The organism is Rhodococcus sp. NBC_00294 (genome assembly GCF_036163995.1).
GTDB lineage: Bacteria > Actinomycetota > Actinomycetes > Mycobacteriales > Mycobacteriaceae > Rhodococcoides.
Genome location: NZ_CP108043.1, coordinates 782,242 through 806,018, shown reverse-complemented (window position 1 = coordinate 806,018; position 23,777 = coordinate 782,242). Strand labels below are relative to the sequence as shown.

At 68.7% G+C, this 23,777-nt stretch carries 26 protein-coding genes and 3 tRNA genes; 16 read left to right on the top strand and 13 right to left on the bottom strand.

What is annotated here, in order from left to right:
• Positions 1 to 4 precede the first annotated feature (4 nt).
• Positions 5 to 994 (bottom strand): NAD(P)H-quinone oxidoreductase, encoded by a 990-nt coding sequence (locus tag OHB23_RS03875; RefSeq protein WP_328810915.1) that lies wholly within the window; start codon positions 992 to 994, stop codon positions 5 to 7.
• A 20-nt stretch (positions 995 to 1,014) separates the two neighbouring features.
• Positions 1,015 to 2,061 carry an L-glyceraldehyde 3-phosphate reductase gene (gene mgrA / locus OHB23_RS03870; RefSeq protein ID WP_328810914.1) on the bottom strand — a complete coding sequence of 349 codons (1,047 nt, stop codon included), beginning with the start codon at positions 2,059 to 2,061 and terminating at the stop codon, positions 1,015 to 1,017.
• 79 nt (positions 2,062 to 2,140) lie between these two features.
• Here mgrA and OHB23_RS03865 point away from each other — a divergent pair, with 79 nt between their 5' ends.
• From OHB23_RS03865 to OHB23_RS03855, 3 genes are all read left to right on the top strand, one after another.
• Positions 2,141 to 3,316 (top strand): alpha-hydroxy-acid oxidizing protein, encoded by a 1,176-nt coding sequence (locus tag OHB23_RS03865; RefSeq protein WP_328810913.1) that lies wholly within the window; start codon positions 2,141 to 2,143, stop codon positions 3,314 to 3,316.
• 50 nt (positions 3,317 to 3,366) lie between these two features.
• Positions 3,367 to 3,873, top strand: coding sequence for a MarR family winged helix-turn-helix transcriptional regulator (locus tag OHB23_RS03860; RefSeq protein ID WP_222633270.1), 507 nt, complete (start codon positions 3,367 to 3,369; stop codon positions 3,871 to 3,873).
• 10 nt (positions 3,874 to 3,883) lie between these two features.
• A tRNA-Ser gene (locus tag OHB23_RS03855) sits at positions 3,884 to 3,973 on the top strand.
• Positions 3,974 to 4,040: 67 nt separating this feature from the next.
• Here OHB23_RS03855 and OHB23_RS03850 read toward each other — a convergent pair.
• Positions 4,041 to 5,297: a PucR family transcriptional regulator gene (locus OHB23_RS03850; protein ID WP_261776324.1), complete on the bottom strand. Its 1,257-nt coding sequence runs from the start codon at positions 5,295 to 5,297 to the stop codon at positions 4,041 to 4,043.
• A gap of 544 nt (positions 5,298 to 5,841) precedes the next feature.
• Between OHB23_RS03850 and OHB23_RS03845 the strand changes: the two genes are divergently transcribed.
• Positions 5,842 to 6,858: an alpha/beta hydrolase gene (locus OHB23_RS03845; RefSeq protein WP_056443162.1), complete on the top strand. Its 1,017-nt coding sequence runs from the start codon at positions 5,842 to 5,844 to the stop codon at positions 6,856 to 6,858.
• Between the two features lie 94 nt (positions 6,859 to 6,952).
• On the opposite strand, the gene hisC is transcribed toward OHB23_RS03845, so the two are convergent.
• Positions 6,953 to 8,026 (bottom strand): histidinol-phosphate transaminase, encoded by a 1,074-nt coding sequence (hisC, locus tag OHB23_RS03840; protein WP_222650557.1) that lies wholly within the window; start codon positions 8,024 to 8,026, stop codon positions 6,953 to 6,955.
• A 92-nt stretch (positions 8,027 to 8,118) separates the two neighbouring features.
• Here hisC and OHB23_RS03835 point away from each other — a divergent pair, with 92 nt between their 5' ends.
• The 7 genes from OHB23_RS03835 to OHB23_RS03805 all read left to right on the top strand — a co-directional run bounded on the left by OHB23_RS03835 (position 8,119) and on the right by OHB23_RS03805 (position 12,612).
• A complete protein-coding gene (locus tag OHB23_RS03835) occupies positions 8,119 to 8,832 on the top strand; it encodes a dienelactone hydrolase family protein (RefSeq protein ID WP_328810912.1) in 714 nt (237 codons plus the stop codon).
• A gap of 94 nt (positions 8,833 to 8,926) precedes the next feature.
• Positions 8,927 to 9,016, top strand: a tRNA-Ser gene (locus OHB23_RS03830).
• Between the two features lie 43 nt (positions 9,017 to 9,059).
• A tRNA-Arg gene (locus tag OHB23_RS03825) sits at positions 9,060 to 9,135 on the top strand.
• Between the two features lie 121 nt (positions 9,136 to 9,256).
• Positions 9,257 to 10,045: a crotonase/enoyl-CoA hydratase family protein gene (locus OHB23_RS03820; RefSeq protein ID WP_328810911.1), complete on the top strand. Its 789-nt coding sequence runs from the start codon at positions 9,257 to 9,259 to the stop codon at positions 10,043 to 10,045.
• A gap of 34 nt (positions 10,046 to 10,079) precedes the next feature.
• Entirely contained in the window at positions 10,080 to 10,418 is a 339-nt protein-coding gene (locus OHB23_RS03815; protein ID WP_037186452.1) for a DUF2834 domain-containing protein, read from the top strand.
• Positions 10,419 to 10,452: 34 nt separating this feature from the next.
• Positions 10,453 to 11,091 (top strand): TetR/AcrR family transcriptional regulator, encoded by a 639-nt coding sequence (locus OHB23_RS03810; protein WP_027506576.1) that lies wholly within the window; start codon positions 10,453 to 10,455, stop codon positions 11,089 to 11,091.
• Between the two features lie 144 nt (positions 11,092 to 11,235).
• Positions 11,236 to 12,612 carry a lipase family protein gene (locus tag OHB23_RS03805; RefSeq protein WP_328810910.1) on the top strand — a complete coding sequence of 459 codons (1,377 nt, stop codon included), beginning with the start codon at positions 11,236 to 11,238 and terminating at the stop codon, positions 12,610 to 12,612.
• A gap of 31 nt (positions 12,613 to 12,643) precedes the next feature.
• Here the strand turns inward: OHB23_RS03805 and OHB23_RS03800 are convergent, their stop codons facing one another.
• From OHB23_RS03800 to OHB23_RS03790, 3 genes are all read right to left on the bottom strand, one after another.
• Positions 12,644 to 13,276 (bottom strand): dihydrofolate reductase family protein, encoded by a 633-nt coding sequence (locus OHB23_RS03800; RefSeq protein WP_328810909.1) that lies wholly within the window; start codon positions 13,274 to 13,276, stop codon positions 12,644 to 12,646.
• Positions 13,277 to 13,355: 79 nt separating this feature from the next.
• Entirely contained in the window at positions 13,356 to 14,210 is an 855-nt protein-coding gene (locus OHB23_RS03795; RefSeq protein ID WP_328810908.1) for an LLM class flavin-dependent oxidoreductase, read from the bottom strand.
• Positions 14,207 to 15,199, bottom strand: a complete 993-nt coding sequence (locus tag OHB23_RS03790) for a helix-turn-helix transcriptional regulator (protein ID WP_328810907.1) — start codon at positions 15,197 to 15,199, stop codon at positions 14,207 to 14,209. The genes OHB23_RS03795 and OHB23_RS03790 overlap by 4 nt, the downstream gene beginning before the upstream one ends.
• Positions 15,200 to 15,309: 110 nt before the next feature.
• Here OHB23_RS03790 and OHB23_RS03785 point away from each other — a divergent pair, with 110 nt between their 5' ends.
• A complete protein-coding gene (locus OHB23_RS03785) occupies positions 15,310 to 15,720 on the top strand; it encodes a VOC family protein (protein ID WP_222626241.1) in 411 nt (136 codons plus the stop codon).
• Here OHB23_RS03785 and OHB23_RS03780 read toward each other — a convergent pair.
• The gene (locus tag OHB23_RS03780; RefSeq protein ID WP_308115534.1) at positions 15,698 to 16,591 is read right to left on the bottom strand and encodes an amidohydrolase family protein; all 894 of its coding nucleotides are present in this window, start codon (positions 16,589 to 16,591) and stop codon (positions 15,698 to 15,700) included. The genes OHB23_RS03785 and OHB23_RS03780 overlap by 23 nt on opposite strands.
• 85 nt (positions 16,592 to 16,676) lie before the next feature.
• Here OHB23_RS03780 and OHB23_RS03775 point away from each other — a divergent pair, with 85 nt between their 5' ends.
• Positions 16,677 to 17,528, top strand: a complete 852-nt coding sequence (locus tag OHB23_RS03775; protein ID WP_328810906.1) for an SDR family oxidoreductase — start codon at positions 16,677 to 16,679, stop codon at positions 17,526 to 17,528.
• Here OHB23_RS03775 and OHB23_RS03770 read toward each other — a convergent pair.
• Positions 17,525 to 18,136: a TetR/AcrR family transcriptional regulator gene (locus tag OHB23_RS03770; RefSeq protein WP_222626244.1), complete on the bottom strand. Its 612-nt coding sequence runs from the start codon at positions 18,134 to 18,136 to the stop codon at positions 17,525 to 17,527. The genes OHB23_RS03775 and OHB23_RS03770 overlap by 4 nt on opposite strands.
• Before the next feature lie 44 nt (positions 18,137 to 18,180).
• On the opposite strand from OHB23_RS03770, the gene OHB23_RS03765 reads away from it, so the two are divergent.
• The 3 genes from OHB23_RS03765 to OHB23_RS03755 are packed head-to-tail and all read left to right on the top strand — an operon-like array spanning position 18,181 to position 21,088.
• Positions 18,181 to 19,734 (top strand): thiolase C-terminal domain-containing protein, encoded by a 1,554-nt coding sequence (locus OHB23_RS03765; RefSeq protein ID WP_328810905.1) that lies wholly within the window; start codon positions 18,181 to 18,183, stop codon positions 19,732 to 19,734.
• Entirely contained in the window at positions 19,731 to 20,528 is a 798-nt protein-coding gene (locus OHB23_RS03760) for an enoyl-CoA hydratase-related protein (RefSeq protein ID WP_328810904.1), read from the top strand. The genes OHB23_RS03765 and OHB23_RS03760 overlap by 4 nt, the downstream gene beginning before the upstream one ends.
• Positions 20,513 to 21,088 (top strand): DUF6518 family protein, encoded by a 576-nt coding sequence (locus OHB23_RS03755; protein ID WP_328810903.1) that lies wholly within the window; start codon positions 20,513 to 20,515, stop codon positions 21,086 to 21,088. Before OHB23_RS03760 ends, OHB23_RS03755 begins: the two co-directional genes overlap by 16 nt.
• Positions 21,089 to 21,094: 6 nt before the next feature.
• Here OHB23_RS03755 and OHB23_RS03750 read toward each other — a convergent pair whose 3' ends face one another.
• The 4 genes from OHB23_RS03750 to OHB23_RS03735 form a co-directional block, all read right to left on the bottom strand.
• Positions 21,095 to 21,847: an NADPH-dependent F420 reductase gene (locus tag OHB23_RS03750; RefSeq protein ID WP_081821384.1), complete on the bottom strand. Its 753-nt coding sequence runs from the start codon at positions 21,845 to 21,847 to the stop codon at positions 21,095 to 21,097.
• Positions 21,848 to 21,857: 10 nt separating this feature from the next.
• Positions 21,858 to 22,616, bottom strand: a complete 759-nt coding sequence (gene modA / locus OHB23_RS03745; RefSeq protein ID WP_222626248.1) for a molybdate ABC transporter substrate-binding protein — start codon at positions 22,614 to 22,616, stop codon at positions 21,858 to 21,860.
• A gap of 66 nt (positions 22,617 to 22,682) precedes the next feature.
• On the bottom strand, positions 22,683 to 23,222 hold the full coding sequence (locus OHB23_RS03740) for a thioesterase family protein (RefSeq protein ID WP_051613550.1): 540 nt from the start codon (positions 23,220 to 23,222) through the stop codon (positions 22,683 to 22,685).
• 37 nt (positions 23,223 to 23,259) lie between these two features.
• Positions 23,260 to 23,700 (bottom strand): MarR family winged helix-turn-helix transcriptional regulator, encoded by a 441-nt coding sequence (locus OHB23_RS03735; protein WP_328810902.1) that lies wholly within the window; start codon positions 23,698 to 23,700, stop codon positions 23,260 to 23,262.
• Positions 23,701 to 23,777 lie beyond the last annotated feature (77 nt).

Sequence of the window (23,777 nt, the reverse complement as noted above, 5' to 3'; positions counted from 1 at the left end):
CCCGTCAGCGGACGCGCAGGATCACCTTGCCCACCGTGGCGTGGTCGTCCAGCATGCGATGAGCCTGCGGTGCGTCCGACACCGGCACCTCCGCGTGCACGACGGGCACGACCGCACCGTCGGCGATCATCGGCCACACGTGCTCGCGCACCTGGCGCACGATGTCGGCCTTGCCGCCCGGGCCGGTGAGGGGGCGCGCCCGCAACCCGGCGCAGTGCACACTGCCGCGCTTGGCCATCAGCGCGCCGAAGTCGAACTCGGCCACCCGGCCGCCCTGCATGCCGATCGTGACCAGGCGGCCGTCCATCGCGAGCGCGGAGATGTTGAGAGAGAGGTACTTCGCGCCCATGTTGTCGAGAATGACGTCGGCTCCGTGCCCGTCCGTCGCGGACCGTAACTCCTCGGTGAAGTCCGAGGTCTTGTAGTCGATGAGGATGTCCGCGCCGAACGATCGGCAGATCTCGAGCTTCTCCGCCGAGCCTGCCGTCACCGCGACGCGCGCGCCGAGGGCCTTCGCCACCTGGATGGCGTGCGTGCCGATGCCGCTGCCACCGCCGTGGATCAACAACGTGTCCCCGGCGGACAAGCCGGCGTACATGACGACGTTGGACCACACCGTGCACGCGACCTCGGGCAGCGATGCGGCCACGTGCAGGTCGAGCCCGTCGGGAACGGGCAGCACCTGTCCGGCCGGCACCACCACCTGCTCGGCGTAGCCACCGCCCGCGAGCAGCGCGCAGACCCGGTCGCCGACCTTCCACGAGGTGACGTCCGCACCGACGTCGGCGATCACACCGGAGCACTCGAGCCCGAGGATGTCGGTGGCGCCGGATGGCGGCGGATAGTTGCCCTGCCGTTGCTGCAGATCGGCGCGGTTGACGGCGGACGCGGACACCGAGATCAGGACCTCGCCCGGGCCGGGCACCGGATCGGGTACCTCGGTCCAGACCATGACCTCCGGGTCGCCGTACTCGGTCAGCGTGATGGCATGCACGTCTCGATCGTATGCCGCCCTCAGATACGGGAGGGTTCCTCCCACAGGTTGATCCCGGCCTCGGTGGCGTGTTCGTCGATGCGGCTCAGTTCGTCGTCGTCGAATCGGAGTTGCGCGAGTGCACCCACGTTGTCGTCGAGCTGCTCGACGGACGAGGCGCCGATCAGCACCGTCGTGACCCGCGGGTCCCGCAGCGCCCACGCCAACGACATCTGGGCGAGCGACTGCCCCCGCGCCGCGGCGATGTCGTTCAGCGCGTTCAGATGCCCGCGCATGTCCTCGGTCAGCCACTCGGGATCGAACGACTTCCCCTGTGCCGCGCGCGACTCGTCGGGGATGCCGCCGAGGTACTTGTCGGTCAGCATGCCCTGCGCGAGAGGGGAGAACGCGATCACGCCGACTCCCAGCTCGTCGACGGCCGGCAGTAGATCGGACTCGATCCAGCGATTGAGCATCGAGTAACTCGGCTGGTGGATCAGCAGTGGCACTCCCGCATCGGACAGCAGTGCCGCCATCTGGCGGGTGCGCGCCGCCGAGTACGAGCTGATGCCCACGTAGCGCGCCTTGCCCTGCTCGACGGCACTGACCAGCGCGCCCGCGGTCTCCTCGACGGGTGTGTCCTTGTCGGGGCGGTGGCTGTAGAAGATGTCGACGCTGTCGAGCCCCATGCGCTCGAGTGAGCGGTCCAGTGAGCTCAGCAGGTACTTGCGCGACCCGCCGAAGCCGTACGGGCCCGGCCACATGTCCCACCCCGCCTTCGTCGAGATGACCAGCTCATCGCGGTACGGCCCGAAGTCCTCCCGCAGGATGCGGCCGAAGTTGATCTCCGCGCTGCCGTACGGCGGCCCGTAGTTGTTGGCGAAATCGAAGTGGGTGATGCCGAGGTCGAACGCCCGGCGGAGGACGGCGCGCTGGGTGGCGAGCGGCACGTCGTCACCGAAGTTGTGCCACAGCCCCAGCGAGATGGCGGGCAGCTTCAGTCCGCTCTCACCGGTACAGCGGTAGGGCATCGCTGTCGGGCGGTCTGTGTCGTAGCGGTCGGGGGAGGCGACATAGGGATCCGGCATGGCGTCATCCTGCCGGACATGCGACGCTCGCCAGCGTGAAATCGTGTTGCCGGGCGTGCGCGTTCGCTAGCGTTTGCGTGTGAGCACTTTCGGCAACTTCCAGAACGAGATCTACCTGACCGGGCTCGGCGGCACGACCCCCGACCTGCCGATGACGGCCGACGGTCTCGAGGAGCGGGCGCGCGAGACGCTGTCCGCGGCCGCGTTCGCGTACATCGCCGGGAGTGCGTCCACGGAACGCACGGCGCGTGGGAACGTCGACGCGTTCGGCTCCCGCAGGATCGTTCCCCGGATGTGGCGCGGGGCCAGCGCACCGGACGCCCGCGACCTGTCGGTGACCGTGCTGGGGACCACCCTCGCCGCACCGGTGCTCACCGCGCCCATCGGCGTCCTCGGCATGGTGCACCCCGCGGCGGAACCCGCCGTCGGGTCGGCCGCCGCCGAGCTGGGGATCGGCTCGGTGCTGTCCACCGCGTCGTCCACCCCACTCGAGGACGTCGCGGCGGAGTCCGGCGAGAACTGGTGGTACCAGCTGTACTGGCCGTCGGACGACGGCGTCGCGGAGTCATTGGTGCGTCGTGCCACCGCGGCGGGAGCGAAGGTCATCGTCGTCACGGCGGACACCCCCGGCATCGGGTGGCGTCCGCGCGATCTCACGCTCGGTCATCTGCCCTTCCTCCGCGCCGAGGGCATCGCGAACTACCTGTCCGATCCGGTCTTTCGCTCACGCCTGGCGTCGCCTCCCGAGGAGAGTGCCGAGGCGCTGCAGATCGCGGTGCTCACCTGGGTCGGCATGTTCGGCAACCACACGCTCCGCCCGTCCGACGTCGCGCGGGTGCGTGAGTGGACGCATCTGCCCGTCGTGGTCAAGGGGATCCTGCACCCCGACGACGCCCGTGCCGTCGTCGACGCGGGTGCCGACGGCGTCGTCGTCTCCAATCACGGTGGGCGACAGGTGGACAACTCGATCGCCGCGCTCGACGCGATCGAACCCGTCGCCGCGGCCGTCGGGGATCACGCGACCGTGCTGCTCGATTCCGGTGTCCGCTCCGGCGCCGACGTGGTGGTCGCGCTGGCCCTCGGCGCCGACGCGGTGTTCTACGGGCGGCCGTGGGTGTACGGCCTGGGACTCGCGGGCCGGGAGGGTGTCGTCCATGCGCTGCGGTGCCTGCTGGGCGACCTCGACATCACCATGGGACTGGCCGGGCTGTCGTCGGTCACCGAGGTGGACGGGTCGATTCTGTACCGGTCCTGAAGATGCGCAGGTCGGCACGCGCGGGGGTCACCTCGGTCTAGCCTTCCGTCATGGTCGTTCACAGTGCGCGTCCCGAGGAGTCACAGACCGCGGCCCCGCCGGTGGCCTGGTTGAACGAGGCGGAGGCCCGCGCGTGGCGCGCGTTCATCGATGCCGACTACCGCCTCATGGACACCCTGAACCGCGACCTGCACACGCGAGAAGGTCTGACCCTGGCCGAGTACCGCATCTTGGTGCGACTGAGCGAGGCTCCCGACGGTTCGCTGCGGATGAGTCTGCTCGCCGACGGCGTGCTCTCGTCGAGGAGCCGGCTCACGCACCAGATCCGCCGAATGCAGGAGCAGGGCTTGGTCGTTCGAGACACCTGCGACGAGGATGGCCGTGGTGTCCTGGCCGTCATCACGGACGACGGACGCGCCCGCCTGGCGGCAGCGGCACCGTCGCACGTCGCCGCGGTACGGCGATGCCTGATCGATCTGCTCACGGCCGACGAACTCGCGACGATGGCCGAGGTGTTCGAGAAGGTCGATCGACGACTGCTCACGGGAGACCACTAGTATCGATCGCGGAAGCGTGGCAGAGCGGCCCAATGCACTCGCCTTGAAAGCGAGAGACGTGTGAAAGCGTCCGGGGGTTCAAATCCCTCCGCTTCCGCCAGTGCGCTGTGATCGACGACGAACGCCCCCTCCGTCCGGAGGGGGCGTTCGTGTCGGTCGGTGCCGCGTTACTTCTGCTTCGCGGCGGCGAGTCCGCGGGCCACGATGGCGGCCTGCAGGTAGCGCAGTCCCGAGGGCACGCTGGGATCGATGCCGGTGAGCTGGCCGATGCGCTTGAGGCGGTAGTCGACGGTGTTGGCGTGCACGAACAGGTGTCGCGCGGTGCGCTGGCGGTTGAGTTCGTGACCGATGTACGACGTCAGCGTGTCGAGCAGTTCGGGCGCGTCGTCGAGGGGCTTGAGAGCGCGGAGCAGCTGTTCCCGGCCGCGGCCCGGACGGGTGAGCTGGTATTCGAGCACCAGGTCCTCGGTGCGGTACATCCCGGCCGGTCGGCCGAGTTGCCGTGTGAGCGAGAGCAGTTCGTAGACGTGCTCGGCAGCACCAGGGATGTCCTCGCGCTCGGCCGACGTCATCGTGGCGGTGATCGGGATCTCGCCGGCGCGGGAGAGTCGCTCGACGAGGGTGTCCACCCACTCGCGTTCGCGCGGTGCGGGCAGGAGCACGGTGCCGCCGTCGGTGCTGAGCAGGGCCAGCGGCGACTTGCCGCACATGGTCGCGAGTTCCGCCTGGATGCGGCGCAGCTTGCGCCGTGCGGACACGGTGCGATCGACGACGGGGTTCGCCTCGTCGGGATGCTGCGGGAAGTGCAGCGCGATGACGAGGTACTCGTCGGCGAGGTCGATACCGCACTGCTGAGCGGTGGACAGGGCGTTCTGACCGCCGCTGAGCAATGTGGTCACCAGAGTGTGCGTGGCGGTGTGGTGCTCGGACGCGACGGAGCGGTACTCCTCCACGTACGCCATGGACACCTCGGTGGTGACGGCCTCGAGGAGGCTCACCAGGACGAGCGAGTTGTCGGTGACGTTTTCGATGTTCTGCGCCTTGGCGTCACGGCTGACGAGAGTGAGACCGAAGCGGAATCCGTCGTGATAGGCGCGCAGGATCGAGCGCAGCGGCACCCCCTCGCGAGCCCAGCGAGCGGCCGCGTCGTGGACGTTGGCGAGGTCCTTGTCCGACGGCGTCTTGCCCGATTCGAGCATGCGGACGGCGAGACCCAGGCACTTGACGGTGACCTCGGTGACGTCGCCGTGCAGGAGCTCCCCGGGGAGCGTTCCGCAGGGGGTGTTGGCCTGGAAGTGATCGACCAGATGACGCGCCACCCCTCGCAGATCGCTCATCGCCAGAGAGTTTGTACGGGTGCCGGCGATCAGGCCCGCTTCCATGTGTCCCGGAAGCGGCTTCGGAGCTGTCTTCGGTGTGGTCATCGATCCCCCCATGACTGTGTAGTTCATGTCAGTCGTGCATGTTCTCGGGGTACCGTAACAATCATTAACGGGTCCCGAGATTGTTTCGAGATACCTATTCGAGAGCCACGGTATGCGCTCAGGCCCACTGCGGTGTCTGTTCCCGTTGTCAGGCCAACCGCTGTGACCTGCGATGACATCCCTGCATGACGCCTGTTGAGGCAAAACAAGTCACGTTTTCACCTAGTTCCATCTTGCTTTCACACAATTGACGGTGACCCACTTCATGAAATGTCACATACGTGGGTGATGCCTCCAAGTCCGGTTCACGTGTCGTCCACCGTCTCGCGGTATGCTTTCGGCACGGTTCCCGGTCTCGGTGTCCTCGTCGCCGGTTCTTGTGACCGCAGACAGGACGTCGAGCAGTCCTTTGGACCTGAAGGCGGCGTACCTACCGGCAAGTAAGTTGGTACGCGTTCCCCCGGGCGCGCGGGACGTTCCGCGCGTCGTGTCTCTCTGTTCACCGGTGGCTCCACGCGAGCCACATCGGACGAAAGGTCTGTCGATGCGACGTCCCGCTCTGCTCGCCGCGGGGTGCCTCACCGCGCTGACGCTTCTCGGCTCCGCGCCGGTGGCGGGTGCGCAGCCGGGCGTTCCGACGCCGGCCGTGGACGCGTCGTCACCCACTCGCGTCGTCTCGGTGACCATGGCGACCGATCGCCGGGCCGTCATGTCGGTGTTCTCCTCGTCGATGAACCGCGAGATCCAGGTGCAGGTGTTACTGCCCGCCGATCGATCGGTACCGCGTCCGTCGCTGTACATGCTGGACGGGGTCAGTGCGGGCGAGGAGTCCGGCTACACGGAGAGCACGTGGACGCAGAAGACGGACGCGGTCTCGTTTTTCTCGGACAAGGCCGCCAACATCGTCCTTCCCGTCGGGGGGCGCGGTGCCTACTACGCCGACTGGGCCCAGCCCGATCCCGTGCTCGGAGTCAACAAGTGGGAGACGTTCCTGACGTCGGAACTGCCCCCGTTGATCGATGCCCGCTTCGACGGCAACGGCGTCAATGCGCTGATGGGTCTGTCGATGGGCGCACAGGGCGCGATGAACCTGCTGACCAAGCATCCCGATCTGTACACGGGCATCGCCGGATTCAGCGGTTGCTACGACAACCGCTCCAACGAGACGAAGAACGCGGTGCGTGCCACCGTCGGGTCCACCGGGGGCGACGCCACCAACATGTGGGGTACGAACGCGGATCCGCTGTGGGCCGAGAACGATCCGAGTACCCGCGTCGAGACGCTCCGCGGCAAGCAGGTGTACCTGTCGACGGGCAACGGATTCCCCGGACCGTACGAGGCGGGTGGCGGTTTCGGTGAGGAGATCATCGACGCGCTGACCGTGGGCGGCCCCCTCGAGGCCGCCGCGAACATCTGCACCACCGGCTTCGCCGACACGCTGCGCGCGGCGGGTGTCCCGGCGACCATCGTGTTCAAGCCGTACGGCACGCACTCCTGGCGCTACTGGCAGGACGAGATGCACAACTCGTGGCCCGTCGTGGCCAGGGCGCTCGGCTTGTAGCTGTCAGGGGCGTACACCCTCTCCGTCGACCGCACACCCTCTCCCGCCGGCTGCGGAGGGTGTGCGCCTCACGTACCGCGTGCGCACACGAGCCCTAGCGCGAGGCCGTGGCCCCGGCGAACTGCTCGGCAGCCGACGCGGCGAACGCGAGGAACGCATCGTTCTCGTGTGGGTCGCCCACGGTCACGCGTACGCCGTCGTCCCCGTACGCCCGCACGATGACACCGGCCTCGGTGGACGCTGCGGAGAAGTCTCCCGACTCCGCCCCCAGCGGGATCCACACGAAGTTCGCGGACGACTCGGGCACCTGGAACCCCATGTCGCGCAACGAGTCACGGAGGCGCGACCGCTCGGCCGTCACGACCGCCGTACGTGCGAGGAGTTCGTCCGAGGCCGCGAGCGACGCGACGGCGCCACTCTGCGCGACACTGCTCACGCTGAACGCGGTGTGCACCTTCTTCATCGACGTGATGATCGACGGTGCTCCGACGGCGTACCCCACCCGCAGTCCGGCGAGGCCGTAGGCCTTCGAGAACGTCCGCAGCACCACGACGTTGGGCCGGGTTCGTCCGATCTCCACGCCGTCGATCGCGCGGTCGGTGTACTCGAAGTAGGCCTCGTCCAGCACCACGACGATGTGGTCGGGGATCGCGTCGAGGAACCGTTCGAGGTCGGCGGGGTCCACCACGGTGCCCGTCGGGTTGTTCGGGTTGCACACGAACATGAGACGGGTCTTGTCCGTCACTGCTGCGGCCATCGCGTCGAGGTCGTGCACGTCGTCGTGAGTGAGCGGCACACGCACGGCGGTGGCGCCGGCGACGAGCGTGACGATGGGGTAGGCCTCGAACGAGCGCCAGCCGAAGACGACCTCGTCCCCGGCGTTGCAGGTGACCTGGACCAACTCCTGGCACAGCGCGACCGATCCGCAGCCGACGGCGACGGTGGTGGCCGGGACGTCGAGGAAGTCCGCGAGCGCCTCGACCAGGACTGTCGACTGGTTGTCGGGATAGCGGTTCACTCCGGCCGCCGCCTCGGCGATGGCCTCGCGAACGCTGGGCAGCGGGCCGGCCGTGGTCTCGTTGCTGGCGAGTTTGATCGCGCCCGGGAACGAACGACCGGGTAGGTAACCGGGGATGGCATCGAGGTCGGGGCGCGTGCGTGGGGTCACGATCACCGATTATGCGCGGCGGTCGGACACAGTGTGGTCGCGGCTCTCGCTCGACCCTCGCTTTCGCCATTGTGTGCCATTACCGTGGAGCCATGTCGGGTCTCATCGAGGACACTGCGCCCATCCGCCCCCGCGACGAGGGTGCGGACACCGCCACGCTCGATCGCGTGCCGCTCACCGCGTTCGAGCCTGACAGCAGGGCTCGCGGCGGCATCGTGGTGTTGCACGAGGCGCGCGAGCTCCCGCAGGCCCTGCTCGAGTTCATGCGGTCCCTCGCCGCCGACGGCTGGTTGGTTGCGGCGCCGCACCTGTTCCACCGGGCAGCGGGCGACGACGAGGTGTTCGGCACGCCGTTGTTCGAGGACTTCGACGCCACCGTCGACTGGCTGCGGAGCCGGGGCGTCCCGACGGACTGCATCGGCGTCATCGGATTCGACGACGCCGGAACCGCAGCCGCCCTGGTGGCCACCGATCGAGCCATCGGTGCGGCGGTGAGTGTCGCTGCTCCCGGCATCGTCGAGGCGCTGACCACGGATGCGCTCGCTCTCGTCGACGCGGCGGCATCCCTCAAGGCGCCCTGGCTCGGTCTCTACGGACGCGACGACGTCCGCACTCCCGTGGAGCACGTGGCGCAGTTGCAGGAGGCCGTGTCGAAGGCGTCCGTCGCCACGCTCGTCGTCAGTTACGCCGGTGTCGAGCATCGTGCGGACGAGGAATCCGCCGTGTCGGAGGAGTCGGCCGGCGAGGAGGCGATCGTCGACGCCCAGCGTCGCATCTTCGACTGGTTCGACAGTCATCTCCGATAAGACCGCCCCACCAGCCGTTTTGCGTCTACTCCGGCGCGTGTGTAATCTTCCTTCTCGGCGGTTCGCAAGGACCGGTGCCCTCGAAAGAGGTCCAGGAGGCGTGCCAGAGCGGCCGAATGGGAGTCACTGCTAATGACTTGACCCTTCACCGGGTCCGGAGGTTCAAATCCTCTCGCCTCCGCCACTTTCGACTTCGGTCGGAGGACAACTGAACAGCACCACAGCATGCGCCCGTAGCTCAACGGATAGAGCACCTGACTACGGATCAGGAGGTTAGGGGTTCGAATCCCTTCGGGCGCACCACAGAGAGCCGGTACCAGGATCATCCTGGTGCCGGCTTTCTGCATGTACGGGTCCGGCACCTCTGTGTACTATGCGATGGAACATATAACCGGGTTCCGGCCCGCCACAGGGGGAGTGTGTCGTGACCGAGTTTCAGACCATCACTGTCGAACCGCGTGGGCACGTCCTGCACATCGGGCTGAACAGGCCGTCGAAGCGGAACTCCTTCACCACCGACATGATCCGCGAGCTGTCGACGGCCTACGGAATGGTGGAGGAGGACGACGACCTCCGTGCCGGCGTGCTGTTCGCCCACGGTGAGCACTTCACCGCCGGTCTCGATCTCGTGGACGTCGCCCAGCACCTGACGGGCGATCGCCTGCCGTTCGCCGAGGGTGGGCGAGATCCGTGGCGCCTCGACGGGACGTGGACCACTCCGGTGGTGACGGCGGTGCACGGCTGGTGCATGACGCTCGGCATCGAATTGCTGCTGGCGTCCGACATCCGGGTCGCCGCAGCCGGAACTCGTTTCTCCCAGATGGAAGTTCAGCGCGGTATCTATCCCTTCGGCGGGGCGACCCTGCGCTTCCCTCGCGAGACCGGCTGGGGGAACGCGATGCGGTGGATGCTCACCGGCGACGAGTTCGACGCCGAGGAGGCTCATCGCATCGGGCTCGTGCAGGAGGTCTGCGCGGATCCCGCGGCGACGATCGAGCGCGCGATCGAGCTCGCTCACCGCATCGCGGAGACCGCTGCGCCACTCGGTGTGCGGGCCACGCTCGAGTCCGCGCATCGCAGCCTGATCGAGGGGGACGCGGCCGCGGCTGCGCAGCTGCTCCCCGACATCCGGGCACTGTTCTCGACGTCCGATGCGGCCGAGGGGATGCTGTCGTTCGTCGAGAGACGGCAGGCCACCTTCACCGGCGCGTGATACTCATCAGATCCACACCACGAACGGAGCATCGGTGACGACGTCGGACGAACGCAGACTCATGGCCCTCGCGGCAGTGGCGGGTGTCGCGCAGAACGCGATCGCCCTGCCCTACGTCCGGAAGCACGGGACACGATCCGCCGCCGACTTCTTCGTCGGGAAGATCTGGTCCACCGTGCCCGGACGGTTCGCGATGGTGGATCTGATCCTGGTGGTGATCGCCTTCCACGTCTGGGCGTTGCCGGAGGCGCGGCGACTCGGCATCGTCCGGTGGTGGCTGGTCACGGTGCTCCTCACCTTCGGCGTGGGCATCGGCTCCGCCATCCCGTTCTTCCTCGCCGTGCGCGCGCGGACGGTCCGTCTCGCGGGCTGACGATCGACGAGAGCCTCTTGGATAGGGTTCTCGCGTGGCAGAGGACGTGGATCGCGTCTACGGCGGACGGTCGATGACGGATCGACGTGCCGACCGGCGACGACGGTTCCTGCAGGCCGGCATCGAGGTGATCGGCGACAAGGGGTACGCCGCGACGTCCGTCGCCGACATCTGCTCGGCCGCGGGTCTGGCACGCAGCCAGTTCTACAGCGAGTTCGCCAATCGCGAGACGCTGCTCGTCGCCGTGTACGACCTCGTGCAGGACGATGCCCTCGCCGCGGTCGTCGCTGCGCTCGCCGACGCGACGGACCGCACCCGACGAGCGCTCGTCGTCGCCGCGATGACCGCGCTGATCGAGTCGTTGGGACGGGACCCACGTCGGGCACGCATCTCGTACCTCGAGATGGTCGGGGTGAGTGACGACGTCGAGCAGCACCGCAGCAGGCGCCGCGCGACCTGGGCCGAGTTCATCGAGGCGACGCTCCGTGCCGAGATCGGCGCCGACTTCGTCCCGCCGGGCGGTCACCGGCTCGCCGCCACAGCCTTCCTCGGGGCGCTCACCGAGTTGGTGTCGGACTGGTCGCGCACCCCGCCGCCCCGGCCACGCGTGGACGGGATCGTCCAGACGATGATCGCCGTCCTCGGCGCGTTCGTTCCTGACCTCGATCGATAGCGGGGATTGTTATCCAGCCCACAACGCTCTACAGTCCTGATCACAATCATGGACACGCGTGTCCAACATGTTGGATGTGCTGAACACTGTTGCCGGGCGCACATACGACTGCTGTCGAGGCTCGGCGCAGAAAGAGTGAGATCGATGTCCGCTCGTCGGTTCCGTCCTTCGTACGCACTTGCGGTGGTGGTGGTGGCCGCCGTGGCGGTGTCCGCGACGGTGGTCACGCCCGTGTCCGCGGCGCCCGTCACCTTCCCCGCGATCCCTGAGTTCGACACCGACTTCTACCTGCCGCCCGACGCCGTGGTCGCCGCCGCCGCACCGGGAGAGATCATCGCCGCGCGTCCCGTGGACCTGGCCACGCTGAATCTGATCCCGACGCAGGTCGACGCCTGGCAGTTGTCGTACCGGTCGAACAACGGCCGGGGCGAGCCGATCCCGGCGGTGACCACCGTCATCACCCCGCGCGGCGCCGCCTCGGCTCCGCTTCCGCTGCTCTCGGTGCAGATGGCCGAGGACTCACTGGCCGCGTACTGCGCGCCGTCGTACGTCATGCGTCAGGGTGCGATCCCGTGGCCTCTGACGGGTGCCGTGACGTCCGGCGTGCAGTTCCTCGAAGTGCAGGCAGCGCTGGCCCAGGGCTGGGCGGTGTCGGTTCCGGACCATCAGGGGCCGAACAACGCGTTCGCCGCCGGGCCGGTCGCCGGACGCATCACGCTCGACGGCATCCGGGCGGCGGAGAGTTTCGCTCCGATGGGACTGTCCGGGGTGGACACGAAGGTCGGGATGAGCGGCTACTCGGGCGGAGCGATCGCCACCGGACACGCCGCCGAACTCGCCGGGACCTACGCCCCGGAGCTGAGCATCGTCGGCGCCACGGAGGGCGGCACCCCCGCCGAGCTCGCCGCCCTGGTGAACAACGCGAACAACGCGCTCGGATCCGGCATCGTTGCGGCCGGCATCATCGGCGCCAGCCGTGAGGACCCCGACTTGGCGCGATTCGTGGACGAACACATCGATCCCGCGGGTCGGGCCCTCTTCGCGGCCAAGGACAACCTGTGTGTGGGGTACACCTCTGCCCTGCTGCCGTTCCTGAACCTGAAGGGTTTCCTGCGGACCGAGGGGGATCCGTTGGAGCAGCCGGTGGTGAAGAAGTCCCTGGACGCGCTGAATCTCGGTGGCACGACGCCGACCATGCCGGTCTACGTCTACCACTCGAACCCGGACTGGTTGGTTCCCGTCGGGCCGGTGAACGGGATGGTCGACGCGTACTGCAGTCGGCCAGGAGCGAACGTCACCTACACCCGCGACCACTTCAGCGAACACCTGTCGCTGGAGGTGATCGCGTTCCCGAGTGCCGTTCTGTGGATGCGTGATCGGTTCGCCGGTGTACCTGTGGAGCCCGGTTGCCGTACCGCCGACGTCGGGTCCATGGCACTGGACGAGCGCACCTATCCCGTCTGGGTCGATGCTGTGGGCGAGATCGTCGCGGGTCTGTTCGGGAAGCCGATCGGGGGATGAGGCACCTCGTGTGACGCCCGCGACGGGCCGGTCAGAGTCCCCGGTCCGGAGCGCCCATGTCACCGGTCGTCGGCGTGCCGTCCGCCAGCGCGTACTGCAGGAACACGGTGCCACCGGGGCTCGCCTGCGGTGGGGCCACGAGGGCGAGGCTCGTCGGCGGAGCGCCGGTGTCGAACACCGTCTTTCCGACACCCAGCACGATGGGGTGCAGCCACAGGTCGAGGCGGTCGAACAACCGCTCCCGCAGCAGCGTCTGCACCAGGTCCAGACTGCCCACGACCTTGATGTCCTGATGCCGCTCTCGGATCTCGCGCACTGCGGTCGGTAGATCCGGGCCCAGTACCGAGGATCCGGCCCAGTCGAGCGTGCGCGGATCGCGCGAGGCGACGTACTTGGGAATCCCGTTGAAGAGACTCGCGATGCCGTCGTCCGGTCCGCCCTGCTGGTGCGGCCAGTACGACGCGAAGATGTCGTACGTCCGTCGCCCGAGCAGTAGCGCATCGGTGCCGCGGTAGGCCGCATCGATCTGCGCGCCGGTGACGTCGTCGATCAGCGGCGCCTGCCAGCCGCCGAACGGGAACCCGTCCGGGTCCTCGTCGGGTCCGCCGGGAGCTTGCCCGACGAGGTCGAGCGTCGCGAACATCTCGATGGTGATCGTTCCCATGGCGTCACTCCTCGGTCGTGTGTGACGAGATGGACCACCGAGCGGTGCGGAAGTCATCGCGGAGGGCTGTGGCGACCGGCTACCGGAGTGCCGCAGCCGTCTGACCGAGCACCTCGATCAACCCCTCGAGATCGGGCTCGTCGTCGGTGGGGTGGGCGACGACCGTCGTGATGCCGAGGTGCCCCAGGCGGGCGACCTCGTCCGCCACCTCCGCCGCGCCGCCGGTGACCGCGAGCCCGCTCGTATCGGACTTGCCCCAGCGCGCGACCTCGTCGCGAATGCGGTCGTCCGCGCCGGCGCCCACCGCCACCAGTCGGGGCGCGATGACGCGGTGGTCGGCGGAGCGCCGCGCTGCGCTCACCTCGGCACACGAGGCGGCCAGCTCGTCGTCCGACATCGCGGCCGCGAACAAGGTGCCGTCCGAGTGGGATGCCGCGTAGCGCAGCGTCTTCGGACCGGTACCGCCGAGAAAGAACGGTTCGTCGGGCGCCGGCCACTGCAGCTGCACGGCATCGAGGGTGACGTACCGGCCGTCGACGGTGACCTCCTCCCCGCGCAGCAGCGCCTGTAGAGCGGTCGAGTACTCGTCCAGCAGCGTCATCGGAGACGCGACGCGGGCGCCGACCTGCCCCATCCAGTGCTGCACGCCGTGTCCGGCACCGGCGAGGAACCGGCCGGGGAACAGTCGATGCAGCGACGCGACCTCCATGGCGCACAGCGCGACGTTGCGCAGCGGCGCGGGCATGAGTCCGAGGCCGACCTGGATGCGCTTGGTGCTCGCCAGCACTGTGGCCGCGGTCGTCAGCCCACCGTGGCTGAAACAGTCCTCCCACAGCCAGAACTCGTGGAGTCCCGCCTTCTCCGCGGCGCGTGCGGCCGTGATCAGCCGGGCAGGGTCGTGGGCGGGGGTGAACACGATGCCGAGTCTCGTCACGAGTCAGTCGTAGCAGATCGAGCGCCCGCCGGGGGCGCGTCGGTTCGTTCGGGGCCGAGACGTGCCGCGACCGTGGCCATCGCCGTCACGAGATCGGGCGGGGAGACGTCCTCGAGGTCCGCGTCGAACCGTGCGAGGGACGCGGCCACGGCGACCCACGACCACGAGCCGACCGTCACGCGGCACCGCTCTGCGTCGACGTGTTCCACGGACTCGTCCGACTCGGTGAGGAACGGCCGCAGCGCCTCGGCCGGCAGGCGGACGACCGCCTCGCCGACGCAGGGCCAGGTACCCGTCTCCGATCCGCGGAGTCGCGCCTGGAGCAGGCGACCGGCGGATCCGCCCGGGACGGGCCGCGGTGTGAAGCGTCGGCCGGTCGGTGGGCGCAGCACCATGCGATCGAGTCGGAAGATGCGCCAGTCGTCGCGCGCCAGATCCCATGCCACCAGGTACCACCGCGCCCGCGCGGTCACGACGCCGTAGGGCTCGACGTGTCGCGACGAGGACTCGGAGGACGGGGATGTGTATGCGAACCGCAGTGCCTCGGTGCCGACCGCACCGGCGACCGCCAGCAGTGTTCGGCTGTCGACCATAGGCGCGAACTCGGGCGGAGGCGTCGTCGCCACGCGGTCGAGTCTGTGGCGCAACCTGCTCGGGAGCACCTGACGCACGGTGGCGAGAGCTCGGGCGGCAGGCTCGGCCACGTCCACGCCGAGTGACGTGGCACCGCCGAGGGCGACGGCGAGTGCCACCGCCTGGTCGTCGTCGAAGAGCAGAGGCGGAAGGTCGGCGCCCGCGTCCAGGCGATAGCCCCCGTCGGGCCCCTTCGCGGACGACACCGCGTACCCCAGCTCGCGGAGCCGGTCGACGTCCCTCCGGACGGTGCGCGGACTCACCTCGAGTCGCCGAGCCAGTTCCTCGCCCGGCCAGTCCCGTCGGTGCTGCAGCAACGACAGCAGCGTGAGCATGCGGGACGAGGGTGCGGGCATGCCGCCGATACTGCCCGAAGTAGCGGACAGAAACTGGCCGCTTCGACCGACACAGTGGGTCCGCAGGCGGTGATCACCGCCCGCGAGAGACCACCCATGAGGAGAACCCCATGACCGTGACCAGCACCCTGCATCTGAACTTCGACGGCGACGCGCGCGCCGCGCTCGAGTACTACCACTCGGTGTTCGGCGGCGATCTCGTCGTGGTCCCGTACGGCGACACGAGCCCAGATCAGGCCGACCAGGTGGTGTGGGGCCAGGTCTCCTCGCCGGACGGCTTCCACGTGATGGCCTACGACGTGCAGCACGACCTCGTGCGGGACGCGGGCCGCAACGCCTTCTACTTCTCGTTGCGCAGCACCGACACCGACGCGATCACCGGCTACTGGACGGCGCTCGCCGCGGGGTCGACCGTCGAGGTGGAACTCGGTCCGTCGGTGTTCTCCCCGCTGTACGGCAAACTCACCGACCGCTTCGGTGTCGTCTGGATCATCGACGTCATGGTGCCGTACGGCGGCTGAACCGTGCCCAGTTGTCGTGCAGCACAGCGCGGGACCAGTCGTCACCGAGTCCGAGGCCGACCACGCTCTCGACCGCGTGCGCGTACGAGTAGGGGATGTTGGGGAAGTCGCTGCCGAACACGATCTTGTCCTGCAGGTCGCGCAGGCGCGGCAACGCCGATCGCGGGTAGGGCGAGAGCTGTTCGGTGAAATCGGTGAACACCATCGTGGTGTCGAGCCCGACGTTGTCGAACGTCTCGGCCAGGGTGAGGAAGTCCTCGTACTCGGGCATGCCCATGTGCGCGATCAGCAGGGTGAGTGTCGGAAAGCGGCGCAGTAGTGCGCGGATCGGGTCCGGTCCGGTGTGGCGACCGGGTTCGGGTCCCGATCCGCAGTGGATGACGACGGGTACGGCGGCGTCGTCGAGAACCGCCCACACGTCGTCCAGGTACGGATCGTGGACGTCGATGTTCCCCACCTGCACATGGCATTTCATCACTCCGACCCCGTCCTCGACGGCGGCACGGACGTACCGAGCAGCGTCCGGTTCGGGGTGAAAGGTGGCGGTGCGTACACAGTCGGGTGTCCGGTCCGCGAACTCCGCGGCCCACCCGTTCAACCACTCCGCCATGCCGGGCTTGTGCGGGTACAGCAGGGACGTGAACGTCCCTACCCGGTACCTGCGCAGCAGGTCGGTGCGTTCGTCCTCGTCCACGCGGTACTCGATCGGCCACGCGGTACCGAGGCGGTCGTCCACGGAGTCGAAGTAGTTCCACACCTTGGCCAGAACGCTGTGCGGCATGAAATGCGTGTGCACGTCCACCAGTGACTCGAGGCGGAGGTCGTCGAGCACTCGGTGGACCCGGCGGATGTCGTCGTCACGGTTCTGCACGGGATCGATCCTCGCATCGCCGGGGCGGCCGCGACGGCACTCCGGACCCTTGACTTTGCGGACACTGCGTGTCTGTAATAAGACGATGACGGGATCACTGCAGGGACGAGTCATCGCCATCACCGGTGGCGCACGGGGAATCGGCCTCGCGACGGCGCGCGCGCTCGTCGCCGCCGGCGCCAGGGTGGCGATCGGGGACGTGGACGCGGACGCCCTCGCCGCCGGGGCCGAGTCCGCGCGGGTGCACCTGCACGGAGCACTGGACGTCACGGACCCGGCGTCCTTCGACGCCTTCCTCGACCGCGTCGAGCGTGAGCTGGGCCCGGTCGACGTCCTGGTCAACAACGCCGGAATCATGCCGGTCGGGGCGCTGACGGACGAGCCGGACGCGGTGGCACGCCGGATCATGGACGTGAACGTGCACGGCGTCATCATCGGCACCAAGTCGGCGCTGCACCGCATGGTGCCGAGACGGCGCGGACACGTCGTCTCCATCGCCTCGATGGCGGGTGAGACGGTGGCGCCAGGCCTGGCCACCTACTGCGCCAGCAAGTCTGCGGTCATCGCGTTCACCGAGGCGGCGAGGGTGGAGTACCGATCCTCGGGCGTCGAGTTCTCCCTGGTCCTGCCGTGGTTCGTCAACACCGAACTCACGGCGGGAACGAGAGACGTGCCCTTCATGAAGAAGGCCGAACCCGAGGACATCGCGCAGGCGGTGGTCCGGCTCGTCGAGAAGCCGCGACCCAAGGTGCGCATCCCGGCCTCCGCCGGCGCGATCGTCGTCAGCCAGCGCTTCGTGCCGCGCCGACTCGGTGAGTTCGTCAGTCGCCGTTTCGGATCCGAGCAGATCTTCCTCGGCGACGTGGACGCGGATCGGCGTCGCGCGTACGAGGACAGGGCGCGCGGGCAGTCGTCCGCTCCCGAGTCGACGCGCTAGCGGCGCACGCTCGCCAGCACCGCGTCGACCAGTCCGTCGATGTACGTGTCGTCCGCGGTGGCGGCGGACGGCGCCTCGGTCGCATCGTGTGCGAACAACACCCGGCTCAGAACGGCGCCCGTGAGCATCTCGAGCAGCAGTGTGGTCCGCACGTGTTCCGGTAACTCGCCGCGGGACACGGCGCGGCGGACGATGTCTCGGGTCGCGACGAATCTGCTCGTGCTGATGGTGGCGGTCAGCGCCTCGAGCAGGTCGGGATACACGCGGGCGTCGAGGGCCACGCGTACGGCGATGAGCCCTGAGGAGTCTCGGTAGCCCCGCAGGAGTTGACGAGCCAGTTCCGTGAGATCGCCTGTCAGGGTGCCGGTGTCGATGGGGTCGACGAGGGGGAGCACGGTCTCCAGAGCCCCGGTGAGGAGTGCCTCCTTGGTGGGCCACCGACGGTAGATCGCCGCGCGGCCCACGCCACCGCTCTTGGCGACGGCATCGATGGTGAATCCCGCCCACCCGGTGCGCCAGTACACGTCCACGACGGCGTCGTACACCCGCGATTCCATGGCGGGGTCGCGTGGCCGCCCCCGTCGCGCCGTGCCGTCGGTCGACTCCATGCCATCAGATTACAGACAACTGGTGTCTGTAATAAGGTGATCCCATGTCACAGGAAGCAGACCGCATTCCGGTCGTCGTGGGTGTGGGCGATGTCGTGTCCGGCAGCGCCGGCGCTGCGGCCGACCCCGTGGAGCCGATGGAGCTCGTGCTGCGCGCGGTCCGTGCTGCGCTCGACGACAGCGGAACGTCGGCGCTCGGCGCCGCGGTGGACGCGATCCACGCCGTGCGCACGACGAGCTGGAACTACGACGATCTCCCGGCTCTGATCGCCGCACGGCTGGGGGCATCCGCGCCGACGCGGTCCACCAGCACCATCGGCGGTCACCACCCCGCGCGCCTGATGGACCGAGTGGGACACGACATCGCCGCCGGTCGCAGCTCCGTGGCACTCGTCGTCGGCGGCGAGACGCAGGCATCCGTGCGAGCACTGACGAAAGCCGGAAGGGATCCCGTCGAGCTCGGCTGGGCCGTCGCACCGGGCGGCCCGCCGACCTTCGCACCGGACGACCTCGGCAGCGCCGAGATGCAGCGAGCGGGCATCCTCGCCCCCGTCCAGATCTATCCGCTGTTCGACCGCGCCCGGGCCGACCGTCTCGGTCTGCGACCCAGCGAGTCCCTGACGGCATCGGCAGAGCTGTACTCGCGGTTCTCCGCAGTCGCGGCGCGATATCCGGTCGCGTGGAGTCCGGTCGAGCGGTCGCCCGACGACATCGCCGGCGTGGACGCGTCGAACCGCGCGGTGTCCGACTGCTACCCCCTCGCCATGAACGCCATGCCGTTCGTCGACCAGGCCGCCGCGGTGCTGGTGTGTTCGCTGGCGGCAGCGCGCGCGGCCGGGGTGGACGAGGACCGCATCGTGTACCTGTGGGGCGGCGCCGGTGCGTCCGATGCCCCGGACATCATGGCGCGCAGCACCTTCGATCATTCACCGGCGCTCCGAGCGGCGGTGCGCACCACCCTCGCCGCGGCGGGTGTCGCGGGTGCCGATCTCACCTTCGTCGATGCCTACAGCTGCTTTCCCGTCGTCCCTCTCCTGTTGATGGACGAGCTGGGACTGTCGTCGGATGCCACTCCCACGGTCCTGGGCGGCCACTCGTTCTTCGGTGGGCCGCTCAGCAGCTACTCGTTGCACGCGGTCGCGGAATCGACCCGGCTGCTGCGACAGTCCCGCGGCGGACGCGCTCCGGCGATCGCGATGGTGCATGCGAACGGCGGCTACCTCACCCACCAGCACACCATCCTGTTGTCGACCGATCCGCACGAGGCCGGATACGTCGGGAACCCCGATGCGGTGAGCGTGTCGGCGATAGCGGTACCCGTGACGCACGGCCACAGCGGTCGCGCGATCGTCGAGACGGCGACTGTCATGTTCGGGCGCGGCGGGGAACCGGAACAGGCGCTCGTCATCGCCCGCACACCCGAGGGTGACCGCATCGCCGGTCGTACCGGGGCGGACGCCGCGGCGGCGCTTCATCGAGTGGTCACCGACCGCGACGTCTCACCGGTCGGCCTCACGATCGACGTGGTGGACGAGGGCGGGAACCTGGACATCACCCTCGACTCGATCATGGCGAACGGCAGGGGAGTGCGGGCATGAGCGATCAGGACGTGGTTCTCACGGAACGGCGCGGACACGTGCTGCTGGTGACGTTGAACCGCCCCGCCGCGGCCAACAGCGTGAACGCAGAGGTGCACACCCTGCTGGGCGAGGCGTGGGAACTGGCGGACGGCGACGAGTCGATCCGTGCCGTCGTGCTCACGGCGGCGGGCTCCGGCACCTTCTGCGGCGGAGCCGATCTGAAGGCACTCGGCACGCGGGGTCCCGACGGCGTGACCCCTCCGGAGACGGCACACTGGGGCTTCGCCGGCGTCACCAGGCACCCGATCTCCACGCCGATCGTCGTCGCGGTCACCGGGAACGCGCTCGGGGGTGGGACCGAGATCGCGCTGTCCGGTGATGTCGTGATCGCTTCCACCACTGCACGATTCGGGCTTCCCGAGGTGCATCGCGGGCTGATCGCGGGAGCGGGCGGACTCTTCCGGCTGGTCGACGCGATCCCGCGAGCGATCGCGATGGAACTGATCCTCACCGGTGAGCCCATGAGTGCGGACGACGCGGCGCGGTGGGGACTCGTCAATCGTGTGGTGGAACCGGACGCCGTTCTCGACACGGCGCTTCGGTTGGCGGAGACCATCGCGGCGGGAGCGCCTCTCGCGATCCGCGCCAGCAAGGTCATCGCCCGGGGCATCGTCGACGGGCGCATCCCGTCCGAAGCGGCCGCATGGGAGGAGACCGACCGCGCGCTCGCGCAGTTGTCCAAGTCCTCCGACACGGTCGAGGGGATCATGGCGTTCATGGAGAAGCGCGAACCCCGGTGGACGGGGCGCTGATCGGCGCACGACGTCTCGTCGCGGCGGCCTCGCTCGGGTCCGCTGCGGGTGTGGCCCTCGTGGTTCTGTTCACCATCGTGCCGCCGCCGTGGGATGCGCTCGTGAACACGAGTGCGCTGTGGGGCTTGGTGCCGTTCGCGGTGGCGGCCCGGTCCCCGCACGGACGCGGTGTGGCAGTCGGAGTCGCGTCGATGCTCGCGCTCGTCCTGGTGTGGATCCTGCTGTCGCCGAACGTGATCCCTGCGCGGGAAGTGCTGGTCTTCGTCCTCGTCGGACTCGGTGCGGGGGCGGTGTGCGGCGCAGCCGGTGCTGCTGTCGGGCGTGACCGCCGTGTGAGCGGGACGGTGGTCATGGCGGGGATCGTGCTCGGTGAGGCCGTGTACGGGACTGTCGTGGTCGGCGGTCCGCACTGGTTCGTGGAAGCCGCGCTGGCGGGCATCCTCGTGCCGCCGTGTTGCCGCACCGCGGCGACACGAGTCCGTGCGGGACTCGGTGCCGCCGCGGTGGCGGGTGCGCTGTTCGGCGCCTATTGGGCCTACGACGCGGTGCTCACCACCTGAGGGGTGTCAGGCCTTCCACTCCGCGGTGCGTTCCGGGGTCGCCTGCGCCAGCGCATCGACCGTCGCGTCGACTCCGAAATCCTTGCCGTACACGGGTGTACCCGGCTGCTGGCGCCAGGAGTCGGCCAATGATCCGGCGTCGACGACGTCGAAGCCGATCTCGTCGATGACGGCGGACACGATCTTCTTGGCGTCGGCATCGTCGCCGGCGATCGGCAGCGCGATGCGGCCCTCGGTGCCGGCCGGGACGCCCTTGTTCAGGAGGTGCTTCCACCAGATTCCGTTGAATGCCTTCACGACCGGCTCGCCCAGCAGTTCCGAGACCCACACGCTCTCCGGTGTGCCGTCCTCGATCGCGTCGATCTTGCCGTCCCGCTGCTGCGGGTAGTAGTTGTTCGTCTCGATCACCGGAGCACCGGGCTTGCGGGCCGAGAGGATGCCGGACGCGAGGTCCGGCGTGTTCTTCTGCGGGATGCTGACGATGACGAGATCCGCGTCGGTCGCGGCGTCCTTCGCCCAGACCGCGGTGGCGCCGGTCTCGGACGCCAGATCCGCGAGGGTCTCCGGATCCCGAGAGTTGGCGACGGCAACCTCGTGGCCCACGGCGCGCAGCCGTCGGGTCAGGGTTCCGCCGATGTCGCCTGCTCCGATGATGCCGATCTTCACGTGCTTCTCCTTCGGTCGTGCAACGAACGTCTCGTTCGGCCAACCCCGTCCGCGCGGGAATGATTCCCCCGTGGCGGCGGATCCTCGGCGCAGCGGCGGTCTCTCAGGGCGCGCCGAACCCGGCGTCGGCCAGCACCTTCCGTCCGTCGGGACCGGAGACGAAGTCGACGAAGGCGCTCGCGATGTCCGGTGCGCCGGAGTCGGCCAGTGCGGCGATGGGATAGGAGTTCACCGCGCCCGACGCCTCCGGGAACGGCACGGTGACGACGGCGTCACCGGCGCCGGCCGCGTCGGTGACGTAGACCAGGCCGGCATCGGCCTGACCGGACGTGACCTTGCCCAGAACGTCCGTCACGGACGATTCCTCGCTGGCAGGGGTGAGGCTCACCCCGGCGGCCGTCTCGATCTTCTCGGTGGCGGCACCGCACGGAACCTGCGGTGCGCACACGACGACCGTGGCCCCGGACGTCGCCAGGTCCGAGAACGAGCCGATCCCGGCGGGGTTGCCCGGCGGAGTGACGATCGTCAGAGTGTTGGTCGCGAACGTGACCGGGTCACCGTCGATCAACTCGGCGTCCCGTGCCTTGTCCATGGTGATCGTGTCCGCCGAGGCCAGAACGTCCCCGGGCGCACCCTGTGACAACTGGGACACCAGATCGGACGACCCCGCGAACGTGAACGTCACGGTGGTACCCGGGCGGGTCTGCTCGAACTGCTCACCCAGCTCGGTGAACGACGCCTTCAGCGACGCGGCAGCGAACACGGTGATGCCGTCTTCGGCCGGTCCGGGCGAGGAGCACCCCGTGAGCGACAGTGCCACCACCGCCGCGCACCCCAGCACTGCGATCCTCGTCGTGACCATGTCGGCTCCTTTCGCCGCAGATGCGGTTCGAAGGAGACCATATAGGAGCATGCGCGCCCGGAGGGGTCAGACGTCCTCGAATGCGGCGACCACGAGATGCTGAGTGCGTCGGCCGAGCGGAATCTCTGCGTCCGGGCGGCGAAGTGGGGCTGCATCGCCGTCGAACAGGGCGACGATGTCGTCGGTCGGTACCGAGGATCCGCTGTCGTCGAGGAACCTGAGGGCGACGATCGCGGTCGCGTGGACACGTCCGTCGACGTCGAAGATCTGTTCGAGATAGGCGTTCTTCGCGTCGACACCGAGGAAGCGGGTGGACACCGAGAACTTCGTCCACAGGGTGAGGGAGCGGACGTACGTGATGGTCTGTGACGCGACGACGGGATGCCACCCGCGTCCACGCAGGGCTCGCCACAGGCCACCGCGCACGAACATGTCGACTCGACCCGCGTCGAGTACGGACAGGTATCGACCGTTGTTCATGTGCATCAGCACGTCCAGATCGGACGGTGCGACGCGGAACCACGTACGGGTCGGGTCGACCCGTACCGGCCCGCGTCCCGTGCGCCACGGCGCCATCTGTCGGAGCAGGCGGAGCGACATCAGCATGGCGTCACTATGACGGTTCGGTCGCCCCGCGGAGTCGTCAGGGTTCGGTCGGCATGGACGTGAGGTGCGCGAGGAGCGGCGCGGCACGGGTGAGCAGAGCCGCATCCTCCGCTGACATGGCCGCGAGTCGGCGTCCGACGGCGTCGATCCACACGTCGTCGATCATCTCACCGTGTCGACGTGCCGTGGCGGTGGGATGCAGCCGACTCGACCGTCTGTCACCGGGATCGGTGTCCCGCGCGAGCAGCCCCTTGTCGATCAGACGTCGCACCGTCGTGCTGACGTTGCTGCTGTGCAGGCCCAGCATGCGGGCGACGTCCGAGACGGTGGTCCCTTCGTGGCTGACCACCACACGCAGAACCTCGAGTTCGGAATGGGGGAGGGCGGGCAGTCCGGACTGTCGTTCGCCGAATCGGCGCAGCGACCACACGAGAGCCCGCACCTCGCGGGCGATGTCGATCACATCGGACTCGCTCACTGGACTTCCAGACGCCATGACTGACATTCTACTCATGTGAGTATGTATAAAGTTATATCCAATACGGAGGCCACCCG